This window comes from Roseovarius sp. 10 (assembly GCF_033100315.1).
In the GTDB taxonomy this organism is placed as follows: Bacteria; Pseudomonadota; Alphaproteobacteria; order Rhodobacterales; family Rhodobacteraceae; genus M30B80.
Map to the genome: position 1 here is coordinate 677832 of NZ_JAWLVH010000001.1, position 11438 is coordinate 689269.

The following is an 11438-nucleotide window of genomic DNA, read 5'->3' on the forward strand; positions in this document are numbered from 1 at the left end:
CCTTCAGCCCCTTGTGAATAGATAAGATTTTCCTATATTCCGCCCTATCATCTGGAGATCGACATGCCCCTTGACCGCCCCAATGCGCCGCTCAACTCGCTTGGCTTTGCCAAACCCCCGCAGGAGACGCGGGTTGTTGTGGCTATGTCTGGGGGGGTGGATAGCTCGGTTGTGGCGGCCCAATTGGCCGAAGAAGGCTATGATGTGGTGGGCGTCACCCTGCAACTTTATGATCACGGTGCGGCCTTGGCAAAAAAAGGCGCCTGCTGTGCAGGGCGCGATATTCACGATGCGCGCCGTGTGGCCGAAAATATGGGCTTTCCGCATTATGTCCTTGATTACGAGAATATCTTTAAGGATGCGGTGATTGACGAATTCGCCGATGCCTATCTCGCAGGGGCCACGCCTGTGCCCTGCATCCGCTGCAACGAGCGCGTGAAATTCAAAGATCTGCTTGCCACCGCACAAGAACTCGAGGCCGATTGCATGGCCACGGGGCACTATATTCAACGCAAAATGGGGGCTGAGAAAGCAGAGCTTCATTGCGCCGCAGATGCAACGCGCGATCAGTCCTATTTCTTGTTTTCGACCACGCAAGCGCAATTGGATTTCCTGCGCTTTCCCCTTGGTCATCTGGCGTCTAAGGAAGAAACCCGCAAACTGGCCCATAAATACGGACTGCCCGTGGCTGATAAGCCAGACAGCCAAGATATCTGCTTTGTGCCAAATGGCGACTATGCCAGTGTAATTGAAAAATTGCGCCCCGGCGCGGCGGATCCGGGCGATATCGTGGATATGGAAGGCCGTGTATTGGGCCAACATAATGGCGTGATCCATTACACAATCGGCCAACGCCGCGGCCTTGGCATTGGGGGGCTGGCTGACCCGTTATATGTGGTCAAACTTGATCCAGAGGCGCGTCATGTCGTGGTCGGCCCCAAGGAGGCCTTGGCGACCCGCCATATCCCTGTGCGCGAAATCAACTGGTTGGGTGATACGCCCTTTGACAGCGAAAAGACCCGCGAGGTTGCGGTCAAAATCCGCTCAACTCGCCCACCACGCGCGGCCCTGATCCATCCGACATCCCCGACAACCGCGATGGTGGAATTGCTGACCGCCGAAGAAGGTGTCAGCCCCGGTCAGGCCTGTGTCTTTTATGATGAGAACAGCAGCCGAATCTTTGGCGGTGGATGGATCCACAAAGGGTAAAATGCCCGCGCATTTTTCGTCAATCTAGGGAAGAAGTGGCGCGGTTGACGGGGCTCGAACCCGCGACCCCCGGCGTGACAGGCCGGTACTCTAACCAACTGAGCTACAACCGCGCAGACGAACAGGGGCTTTTGGGGCGCGATGGTGGTGGCGCGGTTGACGGGGCTCGAACCCGCGACCCCCGGCGTGACAGGCCGGTACTCTAACCAACTGAGCTACAACCGCTCACCATCGGCCACAGGCAACCCTGTAGCGTGCAGGGTGTCTATGCTGCGCGCCCTGCCCCGTCAAGGCCCCCTTTGGCGCGATTGGCGCAAAAAATGCGCAAAAGCAAATTTGCGTTTGACCGCATACGTGCAGGGAAAGTTCAGAGCTTACCTCGGCTGCGCTTTTGCCTCGCTCAATAACGCGAAGGCCAGCAGTAAAATCCACCCCAATCCCGTCCATCCCACCACGATGTTCAGAATGAAAACGCCAATGGTGCGCTTATGGCCACGAGGGTTGGAAAGAAGAACGCTGCGACAATCACAATCGCATAGGTCGCCAGAAACCCGTCTAAACTTGGATCACCTGTCATTCATCCGCCTTTCGCTCATCCCAGATTATGCCGCGCCCGTTCCACTGCAATGTCGATATTCACTTTATCCGCAAAACATTAGACAAATTTATATTTTGAGCTAGTTTTATTCCAATAAATAAAGAAAATAAGGGACAAACAGATGCGAAAAATCTTGCTTTCAGCGGCGCTTGTCGCGGGGTCATTCTTCACCACATCAGCGGACGCGTGTCCAAATTGGAACTTTCAAGCGGCAGAGCAATATAGCGGCAGCGGAAGCTATTTTTACACGCCACGTTATTATAATATTGTCGCTGGGGGTGATTATTCGCTCTCGAAATGCAGCCATATCCGACCGGCCACAGATGTCGGCCCGGGATTTTTCCCAGATCGACCAGATTTCCGATTCAACGTCTCGGGTATGGCGGCTTACGAGTTGCATATTCGCGTGGTCAGCGAATGTGACGCGGCCCTTTTGATCAATACCGCATCGGCAACTTGGTATTATGATGATGACGATAACGGAAATCTTGACCCCCGTATCATCCTAACCAACCCGCAAGACGGGCCGATTGATATTTGGGTTGGCACCTATGATGGGGCCTATTGTAACGCCCGTTTGGAAATCGAAACTTTCTGATCAAATTTGGCCGCACAGTGATGCTTGTGCGGCCAATTCATATGACCGATGAATATGAAGAGTGCCCAATGACCCGTAAAACAATTCTTGCCGCTCTTGCCCTATGCGGCCTTGCCACTATTGCCCGCGCAGACGAGGTGGCTTTTGCCGTGGATGAACGCAGCTTTAGCAGCAATTATGCCTGCGTCACCGCATCCGAGCGCGCCGTGAACCAAGTCGCTTCTTGGGTCGATTTTTCGGGCGGCGATGGCGCGGAATATTTGTGGTATCAAATCAACGGCAATATTTTTGTGACCATGAAATGTTACAACAATCAGCTGTATTTCATCCATGTGCATCGGATTGGGGATACTGGTGACGCGGGCAATATCCGCGACCGCATTACAGCCCTGCTTTACAGTGCAAAATGATCGCGCACGCCCTTTGCATCAATCAGACTGAGGATTGGGGAGGGAAGCGCGTGGTGGGTGATGAGAGACTCGAACTCCCGACATCTTCGGTGTAAACGAAGCGCTCTACCAACTGAGCTAATCACCCTCGCCATCGCGTGAAGGCGTATTAGCCGCATGATGCAGGGATATGCAAGCCCGATCTGCAAAGAATTTTGCGCCAAAGGCGCAAAGTTTTCTCAAAACCCAATCTTCACCTCACCCCCATTGGCGGTAATCACATAAACCCCGCCCTGCGCATGGCCCAAAGATGCCGTTTGGTCAGGGTCTAGCCCGCGCAAAAGGCCGCGCAAGGTTTGGATCACAACGCCATGGCTGACCAATAGGCTTGGCCCCTTCAAATCAGCCACCAGATCCTGCAGACGCGCCTCAAGGGCCGCGCGCGTTTCGCCCCCTTGGGTCAAGAGAGAATGACGATAGACCTGCGCCTCGGTGTCAAAGCGCACAGGCCAATTCGCCTGCACCTCGGCCCGCGTAAGCCCCTGCCATTGCCCCATATTCACCTCGCGCAGACGCGCGTCTTGCACGAGGGTCGGCAAATCGGGATAGGCCCGCGCAATCAACCGCGCGCTGCGTGCCGCGCGCCCAAGCGGACTGGTTCGGAAATCTGTCACTGCGTCATAGCCTTGGCGGCTGATCATTTCCTGCAACAAACGACCTTGCGTCTGCGCCTGCACAACCCCATTGGGGGTAAGCGCAGAGTCGAGCCAACCTTGAAACCGATGCTCGTTATTCCATTCGGTTTCCCCATGGCGCAGCAAATATATCGGAAAATTTCGCCGCATCACAAAGATCACCTCGCCCGTGGGTCACAGACCTGCCCCGCCTCAACAATAGGCCAGATGGTGGGTGATGAGGGATTTGAACCCCCGACATCTTCGATGTGAACGAAGCGCTCTACCACTGAGCTAATCACCCGTTCTGCGCGGAGTTCTTCTAGTCAGCCGCGCCCCACTGCGCAAGGGTTTAGTCTTGGTCGGTTTCCTCGGCGCTTGCACCGCGTTTATCAGCCTCGATCAGTTTTATCCGCGCCACCATCGGGCGCCCATCCTGACCATCCTTATCTTTGCGCAACATGACCTTGCCAAATGGCGGCAGGATCAGGTCGCGCCCTTGATCTAGGGCTTCGGCCATCTCGACCAGAACCGCATCCATGACTTCGCGCGCATCCGTGCGTTTGACACCCACCCGCATCGCAACCGCCTCAAGCAGGGCGCGGCGCTTCAGCGCCTCAATCTTCGTTTTGGGTTTGCTGTCAGATTTGGCGGCGGTCACGGCCTTGAGCGCGGGCTTGTCAGACGGTTTTGCTGTTGCTTTTGATTTGGGCGCGATCACCGCCGCGACCGAGGCCACCGCAGGTTTTGGTTTCGCTGCCGCCTTATCCGTCGTGGATTTTGGTGATTTTGGTGCCATGTGTGCCCCCATTTGGCCAATCCTATCTACGCCGCATGGTATCAGGACATATTATATATTAAAACTATATGTTTTGATTTTGCGGCACCCGAAAAAGAAAACCCCCGCCACGGATGTAACGGGGGCAATTTCGCGGAATGTGCCACGTTAATGGGTTGTGGCGCTGCTGTCTTTTGCGGCCTCAAGCGCGCGCTGTGCGGCGGCGGCGGCCTCTGCCTCCTCATCCCAATCAATCGGTTCGGGCTGACGGGTCAAGGCCTTGGCGAGAACCTCGCTGACATGGGACACGGGGATAATTTCCAATCCCTCTTTCACATTGTCAGGGATTTCGGGCAGGTCTTTTTCATTTTCCTGCGGGATCAGCACTGTTTTGATCCCCCCTCGCAACGCGGCCAACAACTTCTCCTTCAGGCCACCGATGGCCAAGACATTGCCGCGAAGCGTCACCTCGCCCGTCATCGCAATATCACGGCGCACGGGCGTTTGGGTCAGAACCGACACGATAGACGTCACCATCGCGATCCCTGCACTGGGGCCATCTTTCGGGGTCGCCCCTTCTGGAACGTGGACATGGATATCCCATCCGTCCAGTTTCGGGGGCTGCACGCCGATTTTGGGCGCGATAGAACGCACATAGGAACTGGCCGCATCGATGGATTCCTTCATCACATCGCCAAGCTTGCCCGTGGTTTTCATACGCCCCTTGCCCGGCAGACGCAGCGCCTCAATCGACAGCAGATCACCGCCCACACTTGTCCAAGCCAGCCCTGTGACAACACCGATTTGATCATCCGATTCCGCCAGACCAAAGCGATAGCGGCGCACTCCAAGCATCTCTTCAAGTCGCTCACGGGTCACTGTCACCGATTTCTCGCCGCCCTTGAGGATCGCGGTCAAGGCCTTGCGGGCAAGTTTCGCAACTTCGCGCTCTAGGTTCCGCACGCCCGCCTCGCGGGTATAATAGCGGATCACATCGGTCAGCGCCTCAGGCTCGACCGCGAATTCCCGCGCCTTGAGATTGTGGTTTTTCACCTGCTTTGGCAGCAGATGCCGTGTCGCAATTTCCAGTTTTTCATCTTCGGTGTAGCCCGAAAGCGAAATGATCTCCATGCGATCCAACAGCGGCGCAGGCATGTTATAGCTGTTCGCCGTGGTCAGGAACATCACGTTCGAGAGATCATATTCAACCTCCAAATAGTGATCCACAAATGTGGCGTTTTGTTCAGGGTCGAGAACCTCCAACATCGCACTGGCAGGATCCCCACGGAAATCTTGCCCCATCTTGTCGATCTCATCGAGCAGGATCAGCGGATTGGTGGTTTTCGCCTTTTTCATCGCCTGAATGATCTTGCCAGGCATCGACCCGATATAGGTGCGGCGATGGCCCCTAATTTCGGACTCGTCCCGCACACCGCCCAGACTGATGCGAATAAACTCGCGCCCCGTGGCCTTCGCCACCGATTTCCCAAGCGAGGTTTTCCCAACACCCGGAGGGCCCACAAGACAAAGGATAGGCCCCTTCACCTTGGCCGAACGTGCCTGCACCGCGAGATATTCGACAATGCGCTCTTTGACCTTCTCAAGCCCGTAATGATCCGCATCCAAAACCTCTTCGGCGCGGGTGAGGTTCTTTTTCACACGGCTTTTCACGCCCCAAGGCAGCGAGACGATCCAATCGAGATAATTGCGCACCACAGTCGCCTCAGCGGACATGGGCGACATATTTTTTAGCTTTTTCAGCTCTGCATCGGCCTTGTCGCGCGCCTCTTTTGACAGTTTGGTGGCGGCGATTTTTTCTTCTAGTTCGGCCACCTCATTGGCGCCGTCTTCGCCATCCCCCAACTCGCGCTGAATGGCCTTCATCTGTTCGTTCAGATAATATTCGCGCTGCGTGCGCTCCATCTGTGACTTCACGCGGGTTTTGATCTTTTTCTCAACCTGCAGCACGGACATTTCGCCCTGCATCAGGCCATAGACCTTTTCAAGGCGCTCGGAGACGTCAATCGTTTCAAGCAAATCTTGCTTTTGCGCGACATCAACACCGAGATGCCCCGCGACCAGATCGGCCAGTTTTTGTGGCGCTTGGGTTTCAGAAACCGAGGTCAGCGCATCCTCTGGGATGTTTTTCTTGATCTTGGCATAGCGCTCAAACTCGTCTGCGACCGACCGCAACAAGGCCGTTGTTGCCGCCTCATCACCCAATTTTTCTTCAAGCGGCGCGGCCTCTGCCTCAAAAAACTCGTCCGTTTTGGTGAATTTCTTGATTTTGACGCGGGATTTTCCTTCGACCAATACTTTGACTGTGCCATCGGGCAATTTCAGCAATTGCAGAACCGAGGCCAAGACACCCACCGAATAAATTCCTTCTGGTTCAGGGTCATCAATGGCGGGGTCAATTTGACTGGACAGCAGGATCTGGCGATCATCCTGCATCACCTCTTCCAGCGCACGCACCGATTTTTCGCGCCCCACAAAGAGCGGCACAATCATATGGGGAAACACGACAATGTCGCGCAGCGGCAGAACTGGATAGGTTTCGTGAATTTCTGGCATCATGCCTTCCTTTTCTTCGTGGCAAGAGAGCGCGCGATCCCATCTTTGGCAATCATTTGGCTCTCTCCTCATGGAGCAGCTACATTTGGGCAGCCTTGAGACGCATTTCAAGCGGGGAAGTTAATCTATGGTTTACGCATCAGGGCCGCGCCTTCAATCTGCGTGCCATATTGCGCCCCTGCCAATCTTGACGCGTCTTGCGGCTGCATTTCATGCAATGCTGCACTAGGGCGCGGGCAGTGACAAGCCGAAAATCAGGGTTAGATCGGCTCGATATCGCCCTCTGCGCGGGCGGCGTGGAAGCCCGCCTCAAACTGGGCGAATTGCCCCGCCTCGATGGCCCCGCGCATCCCTTCCATAAGTTCTTGGTAGTAATGCAAATTATGCCATGTCAGCAGCATCGAAGAAATAATCTCGCCCGCGCGGAACACATGATGCAGATAGCCGCGCGAGTAATTGCGACAGGCGGGACAGGTGCAATTTTCATCCAAGGGGCGCGGATCATCTTGGTGGCGGGCATTTTTGATATTCACCTGCCCCCGCCGCGTCCATGCTTGCCCCGTGCGCCCCGAGCGCGAAGGCAGCACGCAATCCATCATATCAATCCCACGCGCCACAGCCCCCACAATATCATCGGGCTTGCCCACCCCCATCAGATAACGGGGGCGATCTTGGGGCAAGAAATCAGGGGCGTAATCGAGGCAATCAAACATGGCCGCCTGCCCCTCGCCAACGGCGAGACCACCGACCGCATAACCGTCAAAGCCAATATCACAAAGCGCCTCGGCGCTTGCCTGTCGCAAATCGCGCTCTAGCCCACCTTGCATGATCCCAAAAAGCGCATGACCCGGCCTCTCGCCAAACGCCGCTTTCGAGCGCGCTGCCCATCGCATGGACAATTCCATCGAGGCCGCAATGCGATCTCGATCCGCAGGCAAAGCGGGGCATTCATCGAAACACATCACAATATCCGACCCCAGCAGCGCCTGAATTTCCATACTGCGCTCGGGCGTCAGCATATGTTTTGACCCATCCACATGCGAGCGGAACGCAACCCCTTCCTCGGTCAGTTTGCGCAGATCTGACAGGCTCATCACTTGAAACCCGCCGCTATCGGTCAGGATGGGCTTCTGCCAATTCATGAATTTGTGCAGGCCCCCGAAACGCGCAACCCGCTCAGCGGTCGGGCGCAGCATGAGGTGATAGGTGTTGCCCAAAAGAATATCCGCACCTGTGGCTGCAACACTTTCGGGCATCATTGCCTTGACCGTTGCAGCCGTGCCTACAGGCATGAAGGCGGGCGTGCGGATTTGCCCACGCGGGGTCGAAATCACGCCACGGCGCGCCTTGCCATCTTGGTGTAATAATTCAAATGCAAACTCTTTGGGCACGGGATAAAGCCTCGCTCAGATTGGGCCTCCGTTCATAGGCGATTCTGCGCCAATGCCAAGGCCCGAGAATGATTTCACCAGATGGGGTATCGCATGGATCAAGTCTTTAAACTTGGTTGGGAAGAATGGGTTGGCTTGCCACAATTGGGGCTGCCTGCACTAAAGGCTAAGGTGGACACAGGCGCGCGCACCTCGGCGCTGCACGCCTTTGATATCGAACTCTTTGGCCCCGCTACTAAGCCGAAAGTGCGGTTTTTGATCAATCCAATTCCTGCCCGCCCAGATTTGGCGATTGCCTGTTCTGCAACCATCCATGACCGCCGCGATGTGACCAGTTCCAATGGTGATACAGAGGCGCGCTATGTGATCCTCAGCCAGCTCGAAATCGGCCCGTTGCGGCAAGAAATTGAAATCACGCTCACCGATCGCGCGAATATGAGCTATCGGATGCTTCTGGGGCGGCAGGCGATTGGGGCAGATTGGATCATAACCCCCTCAGAAAGTTTCTGTCAGCCGCAACGCAGTTACGAGGTCTATCACACCGCTGCGGTCAAAGAGACCGCGCCCAAACGCGCGCTGCGCATTGCCGTTCTGAGCCGCGAACAAAACTACACCACACAAAAATTGCAGGCCGAGGGCGAGGCGCGCGGCCATGTCGTTGAAGTGATCAACACAACCCGTTGTTACATGGCGCTAAATGCCATAACGCCTGCGGTTTATTATGACGGGCAAGAATTGCCAAAATATGATGCGGTTATTCCCCGCATCGGCCCTTCGATTACGGCCTATGGTGCGGCGATTTTACGGCAATTTGAAACGCTTGGCGTCTATTGCCTGAATGGCAGCGCCGCCATCACCGCAAGCCGTGACAAGCTGCACGCCCACCAAATTCTGTCGCGCCACCGCATTGGCATGCCCCAAACGGCCTTTGCGGCAAGCCCAAAGGACACCAACAACCTCATCACCTTGGTGGGCAATGCCCCGTTGGTGGTCAAATTATTGGAATCGAGCCAAGGCAAGGGCGTAGTCTTGGCCGAAACCAAGAAAGCCGCGCAATCGGTGATCGATGCCTTTCGCGGCCTATCTGCGAATTTCCTTGTGCAAAATTTTGTCAAAGAGGCCGCAGGCGAGGATATTCGCTGCCTTGTCATTGACGGCAAAGTGGTGGCTGCGATGAAACGTGTGGGGGCGGCGGATGATTTCCGCTCGAACTTGCATCGTGGCGGCACGGCGGTCAGCGTGCGTATCACCCGCGAGGAACGCGAAACCGCCATTCGATCCGCGCGCGCCTTTGGCCTTGGGATTGCGGGGGTCGATATGCTGCGTGGCGCTGACGGGCCTAAGGTGCTTGAGGTCAACTCTTCTCCGGGCTTTGAGGGCATAGAGGAGGTCACGGGCAAAAACATCGCCGCCCATCTTTATAGCGCCATCGAAAAACATGTGCGCCCTGCCCCCATCAAACGCCGCCCGCCGCGGTGATGAGCGTCACTGACCCTTGCCCTTGGCCCACCCTTTCCTTATATGTTTAGTCAGGAATTCGTCCCGCAAAGGATATGGCCCAAGATGACCAGCACTCCCGATCCGATGCCGCAAGAAACGCTTGAAGGGGCGCCTTTGATTGCGCCCTCTAGCACGGACCACCCGCTTTACGACACGGTGGTCGAGGCCTGCCGCACTGTTTATGACCCTGAAATTCCAGTGAATATTTATGATCTGGGCTTGGTCTACACGATCAATATCGATGCTGAGAATGCAGTCGAGGTAATCATGACCCTAACCGCACCGGGCTGTCCGGTTGCGGGCGAGATGCCTGGGTGGGTGGCAGATGCAATCGAGCCGCTCGAAGGGATCAAACAGGTCGATGTCAAGCTGACATGGGAACCCCCATGGGGTATGGATATGATGAGCGATGAAGCCCGTCTTGAGCTAGGGTTCATGTAAGATGTTCGGCATTCCAGGAAAAGCGGCAGTAACCCTTACCCCCGCTGCGATTGGGCAGATCAAGAAACTGATGACGCGTGACGGGCATCAGGGGCTGCGCATCGGGGTGAAAAAGGGCGGCTGCGCGGGCATGGAATATACGATGGATTACGCCGCGGAGATTGACCCCCATGACGAGGTGGTCGAGGTCGAAGGCGCGCGCGTGATGATTGCGCCCATGGCGCAAATGTTCCTCTTTGGCACAGAGATTGATTATCAAACCTCGCTTCTTGAGGCAGGGTTCAAATTCAACAACCCCAATGTGGCCGATGCCTGTGGTTGTGGTGAATCGATCAAGTTCAAGGATGTCTCAGAACTCAACGCAGAACGCGAGGGCTGACGCACCGCATCGCTTGCCAAGCGCGATTTCTGCCCCCTATAGTGAACCCGCTAAACTTGGGACGGGCACAAGGGGTTGATCCGTGCAATCAGAAGAATTTGAGGCGCTGTCGAAAAAAATCGACAGCTTGATTTCGCTTAATGCGCAAATTGCGGCGCAGGGGCGCAAGGCGCTGTTGGATGCAGAGGGCGTTTTCACATTCAACGCCTTTGGCGAGACGATCCGAATGTATTTGCCTGATGTGGCCCAAGATGTGATCCAAGGCCTGATCGCCACCACAGGCAGCTTTTTCGAAATGAAGCATCTGACGGGTGTGTATCGTGACAAACTGATCCCCACGGGTGGCACGGTTCTGGATATTGGCTGCAATATCGGAAATCACAGCCTATTTTTTGCAAAAGTGATGAAGGCCGCAAAGGTCATCGCCTTTGATCCTCAACCCCATTGCCAGCGTATTTTCGAACGCAATGTTCAAGAAAACAATCTCAGCGGTGTGCGCTTTGAGTTGATGGGCCTTGGACGCGCGGCCGCGAAAATGCAAATCACGCGGTTTGATCCCAATAATTACGGTGCAACACGATTTGAACTGTCTGACGGCGGAACATTTGAGGTGCAGTCACTGGATGCCTATTGCGCCAAAGCCAAACTCAAGACGATTGATTTCATCAAAATTGATGTCGAAGGCATGGCCCTTGAGGTGATTGCGGGGGCGCATAAAACCTTGGACAGGTTCAAACCTCCGATGTGGATCGAATTGATCCCCCGCTTTGGCGAAGTGGCCCCTGCGACCGAGGCTTTGAAAGAAATCGGATATGAACTGGCCTATCGGTTTGGCCGCACAGATTATCTGTTTCACCACAAGGATAATAAAATCACAGCCGCGCCCCAATAATACATGACGCGATAA

12 protein-coding genes and 4 tRNA genes are annotated in these 11438 nt (G+C 55.4%); 7 read left to right on the plus strand and 9 right to left on the minus strand.

Annotated elements, in window-relative coordinates; genetic code table 11:
- Nucleotides 1-63: 63 nt before the first annotated feature.
- Complete coding sequence (mnmA, locus tag RYZ18_RS03420) at nt 64-1209, plus strand: tRNA 2-thiouridine(34) synthase MnmA (protein WP_317654976.1); 1146 nt, start codon at nt 64-66, stop codon at nt 1207-1209.
- A gap of 36 nt (nt 1210-1245) precedes the next feature.
- Here the strand turns inward: mnmA and RYZ18_RS03425 are convergent.
- From RYZ18_RS03425 to RYZ18_RS14195, 3 genes are all read right to left on the minus strand, one after another.
- A tRNA-Asp gene (locus RYZ18_RS03425) sits at nt 1246-1322 on the minus strand.
- A gap of 35 nt (nt 1323-1357) precedes the next feature.
- Nucleotides 1358-1434 (minus strand) — tRNA-Asp (locus RYZ18_RS03430).
- A 149-nt stretch (nt 1435-1583) separates the two neighbouring features.
- Nucleotides 1584-1688: a hypothetical protein gene (locus RYZ18_RS14195; RefSeq protein ID WP_411567089.1), complete on the minus strand. Its 105-nt coding sequence runs from the start codon at nt 1686-1688 to the stop codon at nt 1584-1586.
- Nucleotides 1689-1928: 240 nt separating this feature from the next.
- On the opposite strand from RYZ18_RS14195, the gene RYZ18_RS03435 reads away from it, so the two are divergent.
- Together RYZ18_RS03435 and RYZ18_RS03440 are read left to right on the plus strand one after the other, a co-directional pair.
- Entirely contained in the window at nt 1929-2405 is a 477-nt protein-coding gene (locus RYZ18_RS03435; RefSeq protein ID WP_317654977.1) for a hypothetical protein, read from the plus strand.
- A 68-nt stretch (nt 2406-2473) separates the two neighbouring features.
- Complete coding sequence (locus RYZ18_RS03440; protein WP_317654978.1) at nt 2474-2815, plus strand: hypothetical protein; 342 nt, start codon at nt 2474-2476, stop codon at nt 2813-2815.
- 51 nt (nt 2816-2866) lie between these two features.
- On the opposite strand, the gene RYZ18_RS03445 is transcribed toward RYZ18_RS03440, so the two are convergent.
- The 6 genes from RYZ18_RS03445 to tgt form a co-directional block, all read right to left on the minus strand.
- Nucleotides 2867-2942, minus strand: a tRNA-Val gene (locus RYZ18_RS03445).
- 91 nt (nt 2943-3033) lie between these two features.
- Entirely contained in the window at nt 3034-3639 is a 606-nt protein-coding gene (locus RYZ18_RS03450) for a histidine phosphatase family protein (protein ID WP_317654979.1), read from the minus strand.
- 58 nt (nt 3640-3697) lie between these two features.
- Nucleotides 3698-3772: transfer RNA gene (locus RYZ18_RS03455), tRNA-Val, on the minus strand.
- 48 nt (nt 3773-3820) lie between these two features.
- Nucleotides 3821-4267, minus strand: coding sequence for an HU family DNA-binding protein (locus RYZ18_RS03460; protein WP_317654980.1), 447 nt, complete (start codon nt 4265-4267; stop codon nt 3821-3823).
- Between the two features lie 147 nt (nt 4268-4414).
- Nucleotides 4415-6823 carry an endopeptidase La gene (lon, locus tag RYZ18_RS03465; RefSeq protein WP_317655806.1) on the minus strand — a complete coding sequence of 803 codons (2409 nt, stop codon included), beginning with the start codon at nt 6821-6823 and terminating at the stop codon, nt 4415-4417.
- A gap of 257 nt (nt 6824-7080) precedes the next feature.
- Nucleotides 7081-8211, minus strand: coding sequence for a tRNA guanosine(34) transglycosylase Tgt (gene tgt, locus RYZ18_RS03470; RefSeq protein ID WP_317654981.1), 1131 nt, complete (start codon nt 8209-8211; stop codon nt 7081-7083).
- A gap of 93 nt (nt 8212-8304) precedes the next feature.
- Here tgt and rimK point away from each other — a divergent pair, with 93 nt between their 5' ends.
- The 4 genes from rimK (at nt 8305) to RYZ18_RS03490 (ending at nt 11423) form a co-directional block, all read left to right on the plus strand.
- Entirely contained in the window at nt 8305-9690 is a 1386-nt protein-coding gene (gene rimK, locus RYZ18_RS03475) for a 30S ribosomal protein S6--L-glutamate ligase (RefSeq protein WP_317654982.1), read from the plus strand.
- A gap of 84 nt (nt 9691-9774) precedes the next feature.
- The gene (locus RYZ18_RS03480) at nt 9775-10152 is read left to right on the plus strand and encodes an SUF system Fe-S cluster assembly protein (RefSeq protein ID WP_317654983.1); all 378 of its coding nucleotides are present in this window, start codon (nt 9775-9777) and stop codon (nt 10150-10152) included.
- 1 nt (nt 10153) lies between these two features.
- Nucleotides 10154-10531 (plus strand): HesB/IscA family protein, encoded by a 378-nt coding sequence (locus RYZ18_RS03485; RefSeq protein WP_317654984.1) that lies wholly within the window; start codon nt 10154-10156, stop codon nt 10529-10531.
- 82 nt (nt 10532-10613) lie between these two features.
- Entirely contained in the window at nt 10614-11423 is an 810-nt protein-coding gene (locus RYZ18_RS03490) for an FkbM family methyltransferase (RefSeq protein WP_317654985.1), read from the plus strand.
- Nucleotides 11424-11438 lie beyond the last annotated feature (15 nt).

Excerpts from the sequence above, each read along its gene's own strand:
- mnmA (WP_317654976.1), top strand. The coding sequence starts at position 64 with ATGCCCCTTGACCGCCCCAATGCGCCGCTCAACTCGCTTGGCTTTGCC.
- RYZ18_RS03435 (WP_317654977.1), top strand. The coding sequence starts at position 1,929 with ATGCGAAAAATCTTGCTTTCAGCGGCGCTTGTCGCGGGGTCATTCTTC.
- RYZ18_RS03440 (WP_317654978.1), top strand. The coding sequence starts at position 2,474 with ATGACCCGTAAAACAATTCTTGCCGCTCTTGCCCTATGCGGCCTTGCC.
- RYZ18_RS03450 (WP_317654979.1), bottom strand. The coding sequence starts at position 3,639 with ATGCGGCGAAATTTTCCGATATATTTGCTGCGCCATGGGGAAACCGAA.
- RYZ18_RS03460 (WP_317654980.1), bottom strand. The coding sequence starts at position 4,267 with ATGGCACCAAAATCACCAAAATCCACGACGGATAAGGCGGCAGCGAAA.
- lon (WP_317655806.1), bottom strand. The coding sequence starts at position 6,823 with ATGATGCCAGAAATTCACGAAACCTATCCAGTTCTGCCGCTGCGCGAC.
- rimK (WP_317654982.1), top strand. The coding sequence starts at position 8,305 with ATGGATCAAGTCTTTAAACTTGGTTGGGAAGAATGGGTTGGCTTGCCA.
- RYZ18_RS03480 (WP_317654983.1), top strand. The coding sequence starts at position 9,775 with ATGACCAGCACTCCCGATCCGATGCCGCAAGAAACGCTTGAAGGGGCG.
- RYZ18_RS03485 (WP_317654984.1), top strand. The coding sequence starts at position 10,154 with ATGTTCGGCATTCCAGGAAAAGCGGCAGTAACCCTTACCCCCGCTGCG.